Annotated in this window: 13 protein-coding genes and 1 pseudogene; 10 read left to right on the top strand and 4 right to left on the bottom strand. The window is 42.8% G+C overall.

From position 1 onward, the window contains the following. Positions 1 to 31: 31 nt before the first annotated feature. Both A1019T_RS02970 and A1019T_RS02965 read right to left on the bottom strand, forming a co-directional pair. Complete coding sequence (locus A1019T_RS02970; RefSeq protein WP_077450356.1) at positions 32 to 1009, bottom strand: metallophosphoesterase; 978 nt, start codon at positions 1007 to 1009, stop codon at positions 32 to 34. A 282-nt stretch (positions 1010 to 1291) separates the two neighbouring features. After that, complete coding sequence (locus A1019T_RS02965; RefSeq protein WP_077450355.1) at positions 1292 to 1447, bottom strand: DUF1328 domain-containing protein; 156 nt, start codon at positions 1445 to 1447, stop codon at positions 1292 to 1294. 288 nt (positions 1448 to 1735) lie between these two features. On the opposite strand from A1019T_RS02965, the gene A1019T_RS02960 reads away from it, so the two are divergent. The 5 genes from A1019T_RS02960 (at position 1736) to A1019T_RS02940 (ending at position 7485) form a co-directional block, all read left to right on the top strand. Next, positions 1736 to 2293: a DUF421 domain-containing protein gene (locus A1019T_RS02960; RefSeq protein ID WP_077450354.1), complete on the top strand. Its 558-nt coding sequence runs from the start codon at positions 1736 to 1738 to the stop codon at positions 2291 to 2293. 59 nt (positions 2294 to 2352) lie between these two features. Then, a complete protein-coding gene (locus A1019T_RS02955; protein ID WP_077450353.1) occupies positions 2353 to 3690 on the top strand; it encodes an FUSC family protein in 1338 nt (445 codons plus the stop codon). 120 nt (positions 3691 to 3810) lie between these two features. Next, complete coding sequence (locus A1019T_RS02950) at positions 3811 to 4527, top strand: hypothetical protein (protein ID WP_077450352.1); 717 nt, start codon at positions 3811 to 3813, stop codon at positions 4525 to 4527. A 436-nt stretch (positions 4528 to 4963) separates the two neighbouring features. Then, a complete protein-coding gene (locus tag A1019T_RS02945; RefSeq protein ID WP_077450351.1) occupies positions 4964 to 6568 on the top strand; it encodes an AbgT family transporter in 1605 nt (534 codons plus the stop codon). Between the two features lie 305 nt (positions 6569 to 6873). Further along, entirely contained in the window at positions 6874 to 7485 is a 612-nt protein-coding gene (locus tag A1019T_RS02940) for a hemerythrin domain-containing protein (protein ID WP_077450350.1), read from the top strand. 43 nt (positions 7486 to 7528) lie between these two features. On the opposite strand, the gene A1019T_RS02935 is transcribed toward A1019T_RS02940, so the two are convergent. Then, positions 7529 to 8713, bottom strand: a complete 1185-nt coding sequence (locus tag A1019T_RS02935; RefSeq protein ID WP_244156513.1) for a L,D-transpeptidase family protein — start codon at positions 8711 to 8713, stop codon at positions 7529 to 7531. A 73-nt stretch (positions 8714 to 8786) separates the two neighbouring features. After that, the gene (parC, locus tag A1019T_RS02930) at positions 8787 to 11087 is read right to left on the bottom strand and encodes a DNA topoisomerase IV subunit A (protein ID WP_077450349.1); all 2301 of its coding nucleotides are present in this window, start codon (positions 11085 to 11087) and stop codon (positions 8787 to 8789) included. A gap of 422 nt (positions 11088 to 11509) precedes the next feature. Between parC and A1019T_RS02925 the strand changes: the two genes are divergently transcribed. The 5 genes and pseudogenes from A1019T_RS02925 to A1019T_RS02905 form a co-directional block, all read left to right on the top strand. Then, a complete protein-coding gene (locus A1019T_RS02925) occupies positions 11510 to 13240 on the top strand; it encodes an AMP-binding protein (RefSeq protein WP_077450348.1) in 1731 nt (576 codons plus the stop codon). Positions 13241 to 13655: 415 nt separating this feature from the next. Beyond that, entirely contained in the window at positions 13656 to 15419 is a 1764-nt protein-coding gene (locus A1019T_RS02920; protein WP_077450347.1) for an AMP-binding protein, read from the top strand. Between the two features lie 197 nt (positions 15420 to 15616). Beyond that, positions 15617 to 16333, top strand: coding sequence for a ribonuclease PH (gene rph / locus A1019T_RS02915; protein ID WP_077450346.1), 717 nt, complete (start codon positions 15617 to 15619; stop codon positions 16331 to 16333). A 47-nt stretch (positions 16334 to 16380) separates the two neighbouring features. Then, a complete protein-coding gene (locus A1019T_RS02910; RefSeq protein WP_077450345.1) occupies positions 16381 to 16869 on the top strand; it encodes a hypothetical protein in 489 nt (162 codons plus the stop codon). Positions 16870 to 17092: 223 nt separating this feature from the next. Further along, positions 17093 to 17345 (top strand): annotated as a pseudogene (locus A1019T_RS02905) (RNA-guided endonuclease InsQ/TnpB family protein); the annotation flags it as partial.

The following is a 17345-nucleotide window of genomic DNA, read 5'->3' as shown; positions in this document are numbered from 1 at the left end:
CAAAACTTTTGGCTTAATAAAAAGACTTTTATCAGTCAGTATATTGCACAAAGTTTTTTGGGGATAGAGGATAAGGGTGGTTGGTATCAAAGCGGTAGGCGGTTAAATAGCCGGTGCCGGCCGCTGAATAGTCAGTACACACCACTTGATCGCTTAGCGGAGCAGGGGTGCCTGTAAGCCAATAATGACCAATAAATACCGGTTTGTTGGTCTTTAAACGAAAGTCTAAGTCTTTCACCAGTGCCTGTTGTGGGAGTTGAGCCAAGTCGGAACCTGGGGCTCGAGCAATGTCGACAATCCGCTTTCCTTGTAGCTGATCCTCCCACCATTTTACCCGTACACGGCTGCGCACAGCACCATCTTTATCAGTGAAGCTTACTCCATCGGGCAAAGGTATCTCCACGCCCTTAAGTACCCGCTCTAAAGCATCATACTCTGCAGAGTGCTTCTGGCCTGTGCGCTGCAAAGCTTCTGCTGTGAGGCGATTGTCAGCGGTTAGCATGGGTTTTAATAGCGCCATATTATCAACGTCCCAACAGGCATGAACAAAACAGGCATGTTCGGTCTCAATCCATAATGGCAGCTCAGCAAATCTACTAAGCCAGTACTTATGGGTCTCAGAACCAAAAGGCACTTCATCTAAGAAGGCTTGGTGCTGGCGGGTATGGGTCTCATTATGACGGCGCAAATACAGGTTTTGGGTAGAATCTTGGTGCTGCATGGCGGTTTCATCAAGAGTAGCATAGGCCAAAGCATTATATTCATGGTTGCCCATGACTGCGTCAGCGACACCAGCGTCCAACATGGCATAGACGATTTCAAGAGACTCAACTTCCTGTGGCCCACGATCCATTAAGTCCCCGATAAAAATGGCATGGTGCCCTTCGGGGGGCCGATAATAATGCAAGTCTAAAGTGTCATGCTGGGTTAAAGTGTAGCCCAGTTTGGTGAGTAGGTCTTTTAATTTATCGGCATGACCATGAATGTCGCCAATAACATCGTAAATCATAGGCTGACTCCTTAAATAAAGGGAATGGCTTATTAACTTTATATTCTGTATGTTAGCTTTATGGTTTGATAGTAACTATAACCCAAGTCAATGACAACCTTCAGAGTTGGCGTTGCCGCCTCAATAAAGCTATAAAAACAAAAAAACACCCAGAGGTGTTTTTTTTGTTTAAGCTAGTGACGATAATTTCTGTAATTCATCAAACTGCTTGATAGCAGTTTAAAAAACTTATTAAGAGTCCTAGATTTAACGTCAGTTAACTGATTTAAATCTGGTCAAATCTTAAGTTCTGCGTGAAATGAAGCTAACAATGAATAGGATCACTGCGATCACTAAGAAAATGTAAGCAAAGTCTTGACTCAAGCCTGCTACACCGCCGAAGCCTAGGAAACTTGCTATTAAAGCGATTACCGCAAATATAATGGCCCATCTAAACATAACACACTCCTTGTAAAACTGAAATATCATTCCAGCTATTAAAATTGATTTCTGATTTTTTTTGATTTGTTGTAATGCTTACAATTAATAAGCATGATTTATAATAACTGATGGGAAAAACAATATGGTGACTTATTGTTATACATTCAGTGTGCTATTGTTATGTTGTAGCAAAGATTTATATATTACGCCTTGTTTTTATCAAGGCTTATGTTATTAGGGCCTGTGTTATTAGGATTTGTATTAAACCGTATTCTTAACCCCACAAACTACAACAAAAGGAGCACTATGGATTGGTCAAAATGGTTTTCAATGGACTGGAGTCAAGTAGGGGGTATCGCCTTATCAGCCATAGGTATCTACTTTGGCTTGATACTATTTACCCGTCTGATGGGTCTACGCAGCTTCTCTAAGCTATCGAGCCACGACTTTGCGATGACAGTAGGTATTGGTAGCATTTTAGCTTCAACGGTCCTCTCTAAGTCTCCTTCTTTATTACAAGGGCTGGTGGCGATGGTAATGTTGTTTCTATTGCAGGCCATGGTGTCGTTGATACGTCGTAAAGTTAAGCCCCTAAAAAACCTAATTGATAACGAGCCTGTGGTATTGATGGCACATGGGGACTATTATTGGGATAATATAAAGCAGGCTAGTTTATCAAAGAGTGACCTCCATCAAGTACTTCGAAAAAATGGAATCAAGTCTAAATCTGAGATATTCGCTGTAATCATGGAAACCACAGGAGATATTAGCGTTATCAAGCAAAATCATACCGCTACTGATAGGGCTCTTTTCGATGACATTCGAGACTGTGAGTATTTGCTTAATCCTACCCAAAATAAATAGTCTGAAGGCCTGCTTTTCACATATATAAAGGTAGAGCCCATAACCCAGAATTTTAGACCATGAATAAATTATCCTTAAAAGACCGCTTGATGGCACCGCTGATAGAGCCCTATGCTCGTTATTTGCATGCTGATTTATTGCACTCAATTAGGTTGGGGGCAGCGGTCGTTGCTTCTTTAATATTCAGTCAAGTCACACAAATTCCGCATTCAGAATGGTCTACCATTACCGTGTTTGTTATTTTGGGTTTGCTGCAATACCAAGGAGCCATTTATACTAAAGCCAAAGAGCGGGTGTTAGGGACTCTACTGGGTATTGCTGTGGGCTTAGGTCTATTATGGATCAACCACCAGCTCCAAGGCTATTTTGGGGTAGCTTGGTTATATTATGTGCTGGTGGGCGTCATTAGCGGGGTGATAGGCTATTACTCCATTAAGCAGCTGGGCTATATTGGGCTGTTAACAGGGATCACCATGTGTATGGTCATCTCTAGCTATAACAGTATCGGTCCTGATGGCGTAGCACGGGCTTTTAATGTGTTGATTGGCACTTTATTTGCGGTAGCGGCCACCTTAATAGTGCCCCTAAAGTCGACTTTAATGTGGCGGTTTTTATTAGCGAAGAACCTAGATGCCTGTGCTGATATGTATGATGGGGTAGAGGATTATATCTCAGATCCAAGCTTAGATCAGCGTTTTGCTGAAGCGGAGGTTACAGAAAGTGAGGCGGCAGATAAGGAGCTAAATAAACACCACCCAAGCTCGGTTGGAGTTACCAATCTAGATACTCAAAATGTACAGCTGGACTTAGGAGCCACTACCGTAACGGCGATTGAGGGCGTGACCAATACTGCGTCTGCCACCTATGTTAATAAAGACATGGTGGAGCAGTTTAAGGAGATTAATAAGCGCTTATTGCGGGTAAGAGGTCATATCGAAGCTACGGCCAAAGAGTCTGGGATAGACACTTCAGATCTGGATATGATTCAGCGGACTCATCGTAATATCATTGGTACCATTGACTTACTATTGAGTGCGGCCCCCAAGCTTGCACACAGTCCTATTGATGAAGAAAATCGTATTTTGGTGGATCATTATCACCGAGAATTAACCCAAGGCATGCGCCACATTGCGGCTGTGCTGCGTAGCCCTAGTGATCAGGAATTTCGTCCGATTACCCGCATTAAGGTTTCAGATTATCCTAGTGTGCAGACTCTACCTTTTGAATGGCAAGGCTATTTTTGGTTAACCCAGACCTTGCAGGGCCAACTGCAAAGTTTGAGTGATTTGCTACAACAAACTCAAGCACAATGGTATAGAGGGTCGGGCCTTCGTTATCAGCGCCAAGAGCAGCGCCGTATTCATGCGCATGGTAGAGAGAGCGATCTGGATCTATAAAAATAGCATTGGTTAAAGCTTAAACAATCTGCCAGATAACCTATATTAACCACAACACATCCTAGATAAGGTAGATATAAGAGCAGCTGTTGGGGTTAGGGCAGTGGAGAGCCAGTTATAATGAGTGATTATTTTGAAGACAAACAGCGACGGATTAATGAGTTTGTAGCACGGGCCAATCTGATACTGGGCAATGACCCGCTTTGCTATACCGGTCATTTTATTACCGGACAAGTGAAACGTCCCGATATGCTTTTTGTTAGCATTAATCCTGGCCACAGTAATCGAGAGGATTGGGGCGATATTGAGGCTCGTCGGGCTCAAGCCGTAGTCAAAGATTTTGAAGCGGTTCCTTGCAAGTACATCAAGGATGTTGAGCGAGGCAGTCGTTATGCCAATCGTATTGTGGAGGTGATTTGTGAAGGGGAGATAAGCCGCTTACAGCACTGTGCTGAGACCAGCTTTGTGTCCTATTTTGCCGCTCCTAAGGAGCAAGTGCTACAAGCACAGTTGACGGGATTACCGCTTGAAATGCAACAGGAACATCAGGCACTAACCCAGCTCGACATTGAGCAAATTAAGCCTAAGCATATTATATGTATGGGCTGGCGAGCGTTTGATCGATTTTTAGAGCAGTATGGAGAAGGGCAGGAGGTTACGGTAAAGCAATTGCCCTTAATGGGAAAAATGGAGCCCTATTATGCTTATACCGAGGTGGCTGGTGTACCGGTGCATGGCTTACGTCATTTATGCACTAAGCTGACCCAGCAGATGCGCACTGAGCTAGAGCAAAGGTTCTCAGAAATCTGGTCCCAAATGAACTCTACCCCAGATTAAAGCTATGTTTAAATTAAAGTTATATTCAAGGTCATAGCCTTTAATAATAGGTAGCGTATGACCTGCTCAAAGCCCCTCATGATGTTAATGAGGGGCTTTTTTTATTGATTTGAGCAAATCAGGCTGCCCTATTTAAAGCTATGTCTATATTTTTTTAGTAAAAAAATCAAGTCTAAGCCACAGTGATTTTAATAAAAACACGTGTTTTAAGGGATTATTTGGCTCAAACCTTTATTTATAAAGGGCTGTTACTGCAAACTTTTTTTTGTGAACTGAAAGTATTTGTTTCCAATGGGTAAATGTGTTTCAATCGCCGCTTTCAAATTTTAAGTTTCAAGCTTTAATTTTTTCATTTTTATACCTGGAGTGACTGTAAGTCACATGGGCAAACCTTTATGTAAATTTTACCGATTTTTTCGAATAGGAGTAACAACCCATGCAAGGAAGTGGTTCACCAAACTCTAATTTTGAGTCGAGTGCTAACAGCTCGCGCATGCAGCGATTTTTGAAAGGGGTAGAGTGGCTAGGTAACTTATTACCTCACCCAGTCATTCTATTTGTTTGGATGTCGGTGTTTTTATTAATCTTATCGGCCATATTATCTTATTTTAGGGTCTCCGTTATTGACCCTAGACCCGCGGACACGGCTGATCGCTCTGCAGATGGTATGATATATGTGGTCAACCTACTAAATGGAGAAGGTCTGGCCCGTATAATTGAAAACTTAGTAACCAACTTCACTGGGTTCGTGCCTTTGGGTACCGTTCTGGTGGCGTTATTGGGTGTGGGTATTGCTGAACATTCAGGCATGATTTCAGCGGCCATGCGTAGTCTTGTGATGAATGCTCCGAAGAAGATGGTGACGTTAACCGTTGTTTTCGCGGGTATTATGTCTAACACCGCTTCTGAGCTGGGTTATGTGGTGTTGATTCCCTTAGCGGCGATGATTTTCCACTCTTTAGGGCGCCACCCATTGGCAGGATTGGCTGCCGCCTTCGCTGGGGTTTCAGGGGGGTATAGTGCTAACTTGCTACTGGGCACAGTGGATCCATTATTATCGGGGATTACTCAAGAGGCTGCTCGCATTATTGACCCAGCTTATGTGGTGGGTGCCGAAGCAAACTGGTACTTTATGATAGCCAGTACTTTCCTAATTAGTGGTCTAGGTTATTTTGTCACCGAAAAGATTGTTGAGCCAAGCTTAGGGAAATATAACCCCAATGATGCAGAGGATGCCTCTGTGTTAGACAATCAGATTGAGAAAGTCTCGGCCATTGAGAAAAAAGGGCTTATCTGGGCCGGTATTAGCATGCTAATCTTCTGTGGGTTATTGGCCTGGACCATCGTTCCTGCAGATGGTATTTTACGTCACCCAGAAACCGGACTGGTTTCAGGATCACCTTTCTTAAATGGGATTGTGGTCTTTATCTTTGTATTCTTCGCTCTACCAGGTTATATCTACGGTAAAATCACCGGTAGCATCAAGAATAACCAAGATGTGGTCGATGCCATGAGCGATTCTATGAAGTCGCTAAGCATTTATATTGTACTGGTCTTTTTTGCCGCGCAATTTACTGCCTTCTTTAAGTGGTCAAATTTAGGGTCAGTAATGGCCGTAGCCGGGGCCACTTTCTTAAATGATATTGGCCTAACCGGTCCTTTACTACTGGTTGGTTTTATCTTAATTTGTGCGGTTGTTAACTTAATGTTGGGTTCAGCTTCGGCTCAGTGGGCCATTACTGCCCCTATTTTTGTACCGATGTTGATGTTGACCGGTTATGCACCTGAGATGATTCAAGCCGCTTATCGTATTGGTGACTCAACCACTAACATCATCACTCCAATGATGAGCTACTTTGGTCTTATTTTAGCAGTGGCTATGCGCTATAAAAAAGACACGGGAGTCGGGACGCTGATGGCGATGATGTTGCCTTATTCGATGATATTCCTATTCGGTTGGACGGTTTTATTCTGTGTCTGGGTCTTTGTTCTAGGCTTACCTGTGGGTCCTGGTGCAGAAACCTTCTACCCAGCCCGCTAAGCTTCAATCGTAAAAAAGTTAAACTTTGCTAAAAGACCTTCATCTAGTATGAGGGTCTTTTTTTGTGCTAAGTATCTAGGGATAAAGCTAAGAAGAATAGAGGACTTGTTATTAAAGCAATAAAAGCTATTGCTGTAAAGTGGATACGCACTGTTGACTGCTAATAACTGCTTTGAGGGTTGATTAAGAAAAAGAAATCCTTATATTAATACTAAATATTGATTTATTTTAGTTTAGAATTATTTATTAATTATCGGCTGTAATTGTTAACAATATATTATTTTTCCACGATAAAGAGGAACGTTATGGGTATTAATAACTCACAGTTGGCACCCCAAACCCAATCTACGCTTGCTAGTACTGAGGATAGTACTAAGCCAACCGTAACGCCTCGACATCCTGAGTCTCGGCTACAATCAGACTGGCTATTCTTACTAGAGAGACTGCCTGCCAATCAGTGGTACTCCTCTGACTATGCTTATAAAACCTCAAGCTGGTTAAACGTACATACCAATATTCGTAAGCGCCAACGTATCTTGCGTCAGTTAAGTGAAGAATATTTGATGGGCGCCTTAAACTGGGACAATTATCGGACCCAAATTCTGCAGCGTATTAGCATCTATGTGCTGAAGCTACATCAGCATCATAGTGTTGAAGACCATGGGTTCTTCCCAGAGTTTGTAAGTTTATATCCGCAGTTAAAGGCAGGCTTTGAGATACTAGAACGAGATCATGTGAGACTTAATGCCTTATTGGATGAGATGCAAAGCTTAAATGATGAGCTGGCAAAGGCGCAGAGTGAGGACAAGGCTTTGGCAGACCGCTTACAGGCTAATTTAATTACCGGAACTGATTTCTTGTCACAGCATTTGACTGATGAAGAGGACTTGGTAGTGCCTATATTGGCGTTACGTTGATAAGAGTAACGCCAATATAGAAGCTGAAGCTTTCAGAGATAAGCTACAAGAACTCTACTTTAGCCCCTTCCTCAATCGTGCCATATAACCCAAGCGCATCCCAGTTGGTTAGACGCACACAACCTGAGGAATTTTGACGGCTGATTGTTTCAGGATTGGGTGAACCGTGAATCCCATAGCTGGGTTTATTAATACCAATCCAAACTCGGCCTACTGGGTTATTTGGGCCGGGTGGTAACACACTGTTTTCATTACTAAAATCCTTATTATAAGTCGGATCTTTGATACGACTAAGGACTTTATATTCCCCCTCTGGGGAAGGCTTATACACGCTTCCCATCGTGGTAGGATAGCTGGCTACTAACTCATCTTTATCATTGTAGGCATACAGTAAATTTTTGGCTTTAACCGCTACCACTCTATGCACTTCTTGCTCATTCGGCTGATAAGGGTTGTACACTAAGATGGTGCTCCCCTCCTCAAATGGGGTCTCAGGATTCAGCCTTAACAGCAGACCTTGACTCATATGGAACTTCTCAGCCACAGCTTCAAGGACGCTGGTGAATTGCTGTCCTTTGGGATGCGAAATTAAAGTCACGTCTTCCTTGGTCAAGTCATAATTAACCAATATGGGCTGAGAGGTAACGGTTTCGTCTTCAGTGAGTTTGGCCCAAGTCTCAGGGGTCATCTGGCCATCAGCTTCAAGTCCGTTCCTTTCCTGAAATACCTGCAAAGCTTTAATGACATTCTCACCGAAGCGGCCATCGACAGCGCCCACAGAGTGATGGTTGTAATTAAGTAAGCCTTGGATCTTGATAATTAAGTTCTCATCTAAAATAGCATCAGGGGTCCATTGAGCGCTATTTACCTGTTGTGCTTTTTCAGGCAGAGCGTCTAAGCTGTAAGGGACTTCTTGGAAAGCCTTGGCCAAACGTAGCTGTGATTCAGTTTCACCAATAAACTGTTGACTGACATTGGGTTTGAACTGTTTAACAGGCTCGGCCGGCTGTTCTATCTCGGATTCAACGGAGGCTTCAGGAGTCAGTACTCCTAAAATATCTTCTTTCATCTGCTCAATGGAGGCAGTTTCTACCCCAGGAGTTTCACTGTTTGAAGACGAGCAGCCACTTAGAGCTACTGAGCTCATTAAAGCAGACATAATTAACATACGGCCTGGCAAAGGTTTACGCAAAGGCAATAGTCTTAAATGAGAGGACATCGAAAACATTACTGTACTCACTTCAAAGGTTACAAAAGGAACAATGCTATTTTCCAGTTAGGGTAAGCAGCAGAGTAAACAGTTACTCTGCCACTTCAATATCATTCACATTTTGGAAACCACGGGGAAGTTGACTGCCCCGGTTGCCACGTTTACCCGTATAGTTGGCCAAGTCCATAGGCTTTAAGGTCACATGACGTTTACCTGCAGTGACAGTTAGGCTGTCTTCATGATGCAGAGCTGTAACGGCGATAACCTCTTCCCCTGATTTTAGATTAATCAGTTTATTACCCTTACCGCGTTGCTGTTCTGGCAACTCATCTATCGCAAATATCAATAAATAACCTGCGGAAGTCACCACGGCAATTTGGTCTTGCGCCGCTTTCTCACGTTGATCTTCGTCTGCGGTATCGGACTTAACATCGATATAGGTCACTTTTAAAAGCTTGGCATCTTCATCGAAATTAATGACGTTTTTACCCGCTTTTTGATTGGTTTCTAAATTACCTAAGGTATTAATAAAGCCATAGCCGTGTGAGCTAGCCAATATAATACGTTGTTGTTCATCACCAGCCAGAAGCTGCTCAAAACTGGCGCCAGCTGCGGGCTTTAACACGCTGGTTAATGGATCACCTTGGCCTCGAGCAGAGGCTAGAGTATGGGCATCAATGCTATAGCTGCGACCAGTATTGTCCATGATATGGATTTTTTCATTAGATTTACTGCGCACATGGGCTTGATAGCTGTCACCTGAGCGAAAGCTCATGCCAGTGGCATCGACATCGTGACCTTTGGCAGCCCGAATCCATCCTGCTTTAGATAAAATAGCTGTGATGGGTTCGCTAGGTACCAAGTCTGACTCTTTAAGCGCTGTGGCCTCTTTACGCTCTACTACCGGCGACATGCGAGGGTTACCATGCTCCTTCATATCCGCCTCTAATTCTTCAATTATCAGATTAGTGAGGCTTTCAGGGTTGTCTAGTAGCTCTTGGATAGTAGCACGCTCCGCCTCAAGCTCGTCTTTCTCAGTACGAAGCTCAATCTCTTGAAGACGGGCTAACTGACGCAGGCGAATGTCTAAAATAGCATTGGCCTGAATTTCGCTTAAATCATAGCGGCTCATCAGCTCCATTTTAGGATCGTCTTCTTCACGAATAATGCGAATGACTTCATCAATATGTAGATAAGCAATCAGTAAGCCGGCTAAGATGTGCAACCGTTTATCGATTTTGTCTAAGCGGAACAATAGGCGACGGGTGACCACTTGACGGCGGCTGACCAGCCACTCCTCTAAGATCTCTTTTAAGTTCTTAACTTGAGGTTTGCCATTGAGGCCAATCATGTTCATATTGACACGATAGCTGGTTTCAAGATCAGTGCTGGCAAACAAATGGCTCATTACTCGGTCCACATCAACACGAGTAGAACGCAGCTCTAGCACGATGCGGCAAGCATTTTCATGATCCGACTCATCATGGATATCCACCACCCAAGGCAGCTTCTTCTCTATCATAAGTTTGGCAATCTGCTCTTGGATTTTGTTGCCTGAAACTTGATACGGTAAGGCATCAATGATGACTAAGTTCTTTTCTTGCTTATCAACATGATAAACCGCCCGCATTTTATAGCTGCCCCGTCCTGACTCGTAAATTGCCTGTAAATCTTTTTTAGGCGTAATAATTTCGGCCGCTGTCGGTAAGTCAGGAGCTGGCAATGACTGCGTCAGCTGCTTAACCGATAGTTCTGGATTTTTTAGCAGACGAATGGCAGCTCGAACCACCTCATTTAAGTTATGCGGAGGGATATCAGTGGCCATACCCACAGCAATACCTGTGGTGCCATTTAGTAAGATATTGGGTAAGCGAGCGGGCAGGGTAACCGGCTCTTGCATAGAACCATCAAAGTTATCTTGCCAGTCGACGGTGCCTTGTCCAAGCTCTGCCAGTAAGGTATTGGCATAAGCAGACATTTTGGCTTCGGTATAACGCATGGCGGCAAAGGACTTAGGGTCATCGGGACTACCCCAGTTACCTTGACCGGTGATTAAAGGGTAGCGATAACTAAAAGGTTGCGCCATCAAAACCATGGCTTCATAACACGCGGTATCACCATGCGGGTGGTATTTACCCAAGACGTCACCGACGGTACGTGCCGACTTTTTGGGCTTGGTGGTTGATTTCAGTCCCAACTCACTCATGGCATAAATAATACGGCGCTGTACCGGCTTTAAACCATCGGCAATATGCGGCAAAGCTCTATCCATGATCACGTACATGGCATAGTTAAGATAAGCCTGTTCTGTGAATTCTGCTACAGAGCGAGTGTCCATTGCTTCATTAGGAATAACAGCTGAAGAGGGTGGGATATTTGAAATATCAGACATAATCAGTAATTTTGCCTTGTTTTATATAAAAAAGTTTTTAGGTATCTGTAAAATAGAAGGTGTTGTTGTTTTAAGGTGTTTTAAAGTACAGAGCAGTCTTTATAGTATCGTTAGATAGAGGTATTATAGCAGTAGCAGTGCGCTATCCACTATATAGTTAGCGTATCGTATAGGATATCCGCTAAATTAAAAAGGTAATATGAATTCTATGCGTCAACTGATGACGTTGGATTTAATAGGTTAATTAATTTAGTCAGTCATGCCTATTTTTGATTTTTATTAACATATTAGTTGTCATATAGAAGTCAAATAGTGTATTTTAGATACAAAAATACCACTAGTGGCTATTTTATTGTTATTACACAATAAATTATGCTAATGAATTAAAAAGTTTAAGTAGGATTTTAGGAGTTTCACAGATTATGGACAATCAAACCACTCAATTTCGCCGCAATGAAAGACCCTGGTTAAAAACTTACGAAAAGTTTGGCATGGAATACGATATTGAAATGCCACCAGCCAACACCTCTTTAATTGAAGTCTTCGAAGAATGCTTTGTTAAGCATAAAGGCAGAATCTCCTTTGTCTGTATGAATCAAGAGCTATCATTTGATGATTTAGACACCTACAGCAAAAATATCGCCGCTTACTTACAGTCACTGGGTCTAAAAAAAGGCGATAAAGTGGCGGTGATGATGCCCAATATTCTACAATCTCCAGTTTGTATCCTAGGCGTTATCCGCGCTGGTTTCGTTTTGGTTAACGTCAACCCTCTCTATACCACTCATGAGCTTGAGCATCAGCTAAAAGATTCAGATACAAAGGCCCTTATTCTACTAGAAAACTTTGCAAAAACTTATGCTGATATTGCTAGCAAGACCGTTGATCATGTGGTCGTTGCGTCTATGGGCGACTTAATGAGTCCGGTAAAAGGCTTTATCGTGAACACTGTGGTTCGCCATGTGAAGAAAATGGTACCTGCTTACAATATTCCAGGCAGTGTTAACTTCAAAAAAGCGATGAAAGTTGGGGCCAAAAAGAAATATAAACGTCCTACCGATATTGGTTTAGAAAATGTGGCGGTGCTGCAATATACTGGGGGTACCACAGGCGTTGCTAAAGGGGCAATGCTAACTCATGGCAATTTAATTGCTAACCTGATTCAAGCCGACACTTATATTGGCGATGCTTTTGACAAGTATGAGGAATTGAATGAGCAGCCGGTTATTATGACTGCTTTACCCCTATATCATATTTTCTCATTTACGGTTTGCTGTATGTACGGGCTGCGCACAGGAGGCATTAACTCATTGGTGCCCAACCCACGTGATGGCAAAAGCTTGCTTAAAGCCTATAAAGATTATCCACCTGCTTTCTTCCCAGCAGTTAACACCTTGTTTAACGGGCTAATTAATAGTGAAGAATTCCGAGCACTAGACCATAGTAAGCTTGAGATGTCTATGGGCGGGGGTATGGCTGTACTAACAGACACCGCTAGGAAGTGGAAAGAAGGGACTGGCAACGTTATTGTTCAAGGTTATGGTTTATCAGAGACCTCACCGGTTGCTTCAGCTAACCCTATGGGCCTAGATGAGTTCCCTGGTAATATTGGGGTGCCATTCCCAGCGACAGATATGGCCATTCTAGATGAAGAAGGCAATGAAGTTGCCATTGGTGAACGCGGTGAGATTAGCGTGCGCGGCCCTCAGGTGATGAAAGGCTATTGGAAACGTCCAGAGGCAACGGCTGAAGTTATGACCCCAGATGGTTACTTCCGTACCGGTGATATCGGAGTGATGGACGAAGAGGGTTACTTCAAGATTGTTGACCGCAAAAAAGACATGATTATCGTCTCAGGTTTCAACGTCTATCCAAACGAAGTAGAAGACGTAATGTCACAGCATCCCAAGATTTTAGAGTGTGGAGTAATTGGGGTTGAAAGTGACAAGAGTGGGGAAGTGCCGAAAATCTTTATCGTGGCTAATGACCCAAGCTTGACTGAGCAAGAAGTTCTAGATTATGCCAAAGAAAACCTAACCGGCTATAAACGTCCTCGTTTTGTTGAATTTGTTGATGAGTTGCCCAAATCAAACGTAGGTAAGATTTTACGTAAGGATTTACGTGAAATGGAAGCCGCTAAGAATAAAGCTTAGACTGTATAGAGTTTATTAGATTGTATAGGGTTTAGAGGGTATATAGTTTGGTTTTAGAGCAAAGCAGGGTTATAGAAGTTAGTCACAACAGACAGGCTTTGCTTTAAATCCAGTTAAAATAAGCTACTTTAAGTTTACCTAGTTACCGAGTACAATAAAAACTCAAAAGGATTAATTCAAAAGGATACGAGCATTTATCGACGTATCCTTTTTTTGTTTAAAAAAAGCGAAAGCTTGTTTTTTTATGGCTATGAAATAGCCACCTGCTTTACTGAAAGTTATAGAAAAAACTATATACAACTCTATCACCAATGCATTATTTACTAAAAAATAACTTTAAAACCTCTTACTTGATAAAGAGCCATGCTTAATAATGCAGTTATTATTCCATTAAAATAATTCTACAGGTAATTACATGACAACAGCTTCTAACCCTACTCAGACCCCTCCAAGTGACCTTCATGGTACTTTTCCAACTTATCCTGATATCCCTAGTGATCGCCCTTGGCTAGAATCTTATGAGCGTTATGGCTTAGCTTCTTCGATTGAAAAGCCTGCTGATGACACCTCTTTATTAGAAGTGTTCGAGCGTAACTTCGCTCGTTATGGCAATCGTGGCGCCTACGTCTGTATGGGAGCCAGCTTAACCTACCGTGAACTAGACAACCGCAGCCGTCAAATTGCAGCTTACCTTCAATCTTTAGGGCTTAAAGTGGGTGATAAAGTAGCGGTGATGATGCCAAACGTGTTGCAATACCCGGTAGTGGCGCTAGGGGTACTGCGTGCAGGCATGATTCTGGTTAACGTCAACCCTCTATACACCAGTCGTGAACTTGAGCATCAACTTAAAGACAGTGGTGCCAAAGCCATTTTCATTATTGAAAACTTTGCTAAAACTTTTGAAAAAGTAGAAGACAAAGGTGCTGTAAAACATGTGGTTGTCTGTAGCATGGGCGATATGTTGGGCTTGGTTAAAGGCTTAGTGGTCAATACCGTAGTACGTCATGTCAAAAAAATGGTACCCAGTTACTCTTTGCCAAACAGCATTAGCTTCAAAAAAGCCTTAGAGTCAGTATCTGCCCATCAATATAAGCGTCCCACATTGGACCAAAGTTATGTGGCTTTACTACAGTATACTGGAGGGACTACGGGTGTTGCGAAAGGCGCGATGTTGACTCATGGTAACCTTATTGCCAATATGCTACAGATTGACACGGTTATGCGAGCCGCTTTTGGCGATACTAGCAGCGGTGAAGTACTGTTGGCTGCGCTGCCTCTGTATCATGTGTTCTCATTTATGGTATGTGGTATGTACTCTATGCATAAGGGCTGTACCGCCTTATTGATTCCTAACCCACGTGACTTAGATGGCTTGGTAAAAGAGATTGATAAGTACAAGCCTGCCTATATTCCTTCAGTAAATACCTTATTTAATGGCTTGGTTCACAATGAGAAGTTTAAGAATGTAGACTTCTCTAATCTAAAAGCCTCTATTGGGGGCGGTATGTCTGTATTACCAAGCGTTGCCAAAGCTTGGCATGAGCTGACAGGATTACCTATTGTAGAAGGCTATGGCTTATCTGAGACCTCGCCTGTGGTGAGCTTTAACCCAATGAATATCTCTGAATTTACGGCCAAGATTGGGGTACCTGCACCAGGCACTGATATCATCTTAATTGATGATGAAGGTAATGAGATGCCAGTGGGTGAGCGCGGTGAGATTTGCGTTAAAGGGCCTCAAGTAATGGTGGGTTATCAAAATCGCCCTGAAGACACCAAAGAAGCTTTCACTGAAAACGGTTACTTTAAGACAGGCGATATTGGTATCTTAGATGAAAAAGGCTTTATCAAGATTGTAGACCGCAAAAAAGACATGATTTTGGTTTCTGGTTTCAACGTTTATCCTAACGAGATTGAAGAAGCCATGGCTCAGCATCCGGCCGTTTTAGAAGTGGGGGCTATTGGTGTCCCTAGCGACAATCGCGGCGAAGATCCAAAGATCTTTGTGGTGAAAAAGCCTGGTGTGAATGTGACCGAACAAGAGTTGCTTGATTTTGGTAAAAAGCAATTGACCGGCTATAAGCGTCCCCGTATTGTGCAGTTCGTCGATGATCTTCCAAAATCAAACGTGGGCAAAATCCTACGTAAAGAGCTGCGTAAAATGGAAGGTTTGGAGTAAAGAGTAGCGATGACTAACGCTTGCTATTGGTTAGTCATCAAGTTACGATGCCCCAACTTTTGGGGCAATAAAGCAAAAAACTTTATTACCCCTGCAATAATTTTATTAAAAGTAGCTCTATTAGTTTGTTTAGTTTAGTAAAAGCCCTACTTTAAATAAAAACCCTACCAATCAAAGACAAAGGATATAACTTAGCGATGCGTATAGATAACCGCCAGCTGGATCAACTGCGTACAGTAACTTTTGAACGTAACTACACCAAACACGCCGAAGGGTCAGTTTTGGTCTGTTTTGGAGACACTAAGGTGTTGTGTACGGCAAGTGTTGAAGCGGGCGTGCCTCGTTGGTTAAAGGGTAAAGGTCAAGGCTGGGTGACTGCAGAATATGGCATGCTACCTCGAGCTACCAATACCCGCAATCAGCGTGAAGCTGCGCGTGGTAAGCAATCAGGTCGTACCCAAGAAATTCAACGTTTGATTGGTCGTAGCTTACGCGCTATGGTAGATTTAAATAAGCTGGGTGAAAACACCATTTACTTGGACTGTGATGTATTACAAGCCGATGGGGGGACTCGCACTGCTAGTATTACTGGCGCAGCCATCGCACTTATCGATGCGCTAGAAGTGTTACAGCAGAAGAAAAAGCTGAAAGAAGATCCTTTAGTGGGGTTAGTAGCGGCTGTGTCTGTCGGAGTGAAAAACGGCGAAGTTCTGCTAGACTTAAACTATGAAGAAGATTCAAGCTGTGATACCGACTTGAATGTGGTGATGACCCAAAAAGGCGAGTTTATCGAGATTCAGGGTACAGCAGAAGAAAAACCTTTTACCCGTGCTGAAGCGGATAAAATGTTAGCGATGGCCGAAAAAGGCATTGCAGATTTAGTGAAGTTACAACAAACCGCGTTAGGCTGGTAAACAAGTATTAGCCGATAATTCGCTCAGCCAATAGGACACAACAAATTATGCTGCAGGTTACGGATAAGGGTGCCAACATAACTTTGTCAGGCAAAACAGGCGGTCAAGGAAACGGCGTGTTTTGGTTTGCAGTGGCTCTATTGGCGGGTGCTTTGGCCGTGGCCATGGCCATGAGTTTATTGCCTGAACGCCTCGCTATAGGGGCGTTAGGGCTACTGATTATCGGTAGTTATGTATTTAACAGACTGCGTGAGCGTCAAAAAGGGGTCCAAAACCATATTACTTCAGGGCTACTGAAAGTACAGCCAGGTCAATTCGTACACAATCAATTTGGTAAAACTCAGCATATTACTTTGGCTGCCGATGACACAATCGAGGTTGTGGATACGCTATTAACCATTACCACAGTCGATGGAGATACCAAGTGTCAGGTCTCTGGCTTTGATAGTCAAAAAGAGGCTCAGGTGATGCAGGCTATCCTTCAAGGCCAAAAATTTGGCAAGCGTAATGCCAATATTAAGATGCAGTCTTCTTAGTTTCTGTTATCCCCATACCCAGCTTATTTCATAGCTTCATTTCTCTTCTTGTTTTTCTTTCTCTCTCTATTTTTTTTCTTATAGCATTACTTCTTAACTTGTCCTTTTATCACCAGTCGCCGTAAAACCACCCACTTCAGGGGGTAGATATAAGGCAACACACACTGTCGTAAGAAGTCGTTAAAGGGTTGTAAGCTAAAATTAATCTTGCCATACTAAGCATATGAAAACATTCAAGCTACGCATTAAAAACAAACACATAAAAGAGCTGAATCAGCTAAGCGGTTCGGTAAACTTCGTGTGGAACTATGTTAATGCACTTTGCTTTGAGCATCTAAAACGTACCGGTAAGTTTTTTAGTGCTTATGATCTAAATGAGTACACCAAAGGTAGCGGCGAGTATTTAGGATTACACAGTCAGACCTTACAGGCTATCAATGAGACACACGCTAAATCACGTAAACAATTTAAAAAAG

Source organism: Psychrobacter piechaudii (genome assembly GCF_900162825.1).
Taxonomy (GTDB): Bacteria; Pseudomonadota; Gammaproteobacteria; order Pseudomonadales; family Moraxellaceae; genus Psychrobacter; species Psychrobacter piechaudii.
The sequence above is the reverse complement of the archived record's forward strand: the minus strand, read 5'-3'. Positions and strand labels throughout refer to the sequence as shown.

What these genes read in the sequence shown, in the direction of transcription:
- A1019T_RS02910 (WP_077450345.1), top strand. Translation starts at nt 16,381, where the DNA reads ATGCTGCAGGTTACGGATAAGGGTGCCAACATAACTTTGTCAGGCAAA.
- parC (WP_077450349.1), bottom strand. Translation starts at nt 11,087, where the DNA reads ATGTCTGATATTTCAAATATCCCACCCTCTTCAGCTGTTATTCCTAAT.
- A1019T_RS02960 (WP_077450354.1), top strand. Translation starts at nt 1,736, where the DNA reads ATGGATTGGTCAAAATGGTTTTCAATGGACTGGAGTCAAGTAGGGGGT.
- A1019T_RS02945 (WP_077450351.1), top strand. Translation starts at nt 4,964, where the DNA reads ATGCAAGGAAGTGGTTCACCAAACTCTAATTTTGAGTCGAGTGCTAAC.
- A1019T_RS02925 (WP_077450348.1), top strand. Translation starts at nt 11,510, where the DNA reads ATGGACAATCAAACCACTCAATTTCGCCGCAATGAAAGACCCTGGTTA.
- A1019T_RS02950 (WP_077450352.1), top strand. Translation starts at nt 3,811, where the DNA reads ATGAGTGATTATTTTGAAGACAAACAGCGACGGATTAATGAGTTTGTA.
- rph (WP_077450346.1), top strand. Translation starts at nt 15,617, where the DNA reads ATGCGTATAGATAACCGCCAGCTGGATCAACTGCGTACAGTAACTTTT.
- A1019T_RS02955 (WP_077450353.1), top strand. Translation starts at nt 2,353, where the DNA reads ATGAATAAATTATCCTTAAAAGACCGCTTGATGGCACCGCTGATAGAG.
- A1019T_RS02940 (WP_077450350.1), top strand. Translation starts at nt 6,874, where the DNA reads ATGGGTATTAATAACTCACAGTTGGCACCCCAAACCCAATCTACGCTT.
- A1019T_RS02920 (WP_077450347.1), top strand. Translation starts at nt 13,656, where the DNA reads ATGACAACAGCTTCTAACCCTACTCAGACCCCTCCAAGTGACCTTCAT.
- A1019T_RS02970 (WP_077450356.1), bottom strand. Translation starts at nt 1,009, where the DNA reads ATGATTTACGATGTTATTGGCGACATTCATGGTCATGCCGATAAATTA.
- A1019T_RS02935 (WP_244156513.1), bottom strand. Translation starts at nt 8,713, where the DNA reads ATGTTTTCGATGTCCTCTCATTTAAGACTATTGCCTTTGCGTAAACCT.
- A1019T_RS02965 (WP_077450355.1), bottom strand. Translation starts at nt 1,447, where the DNA reads ATGTTTAGATGGGCCATTATATTTGCGGTAATCGCTTTAATAGCAAGT.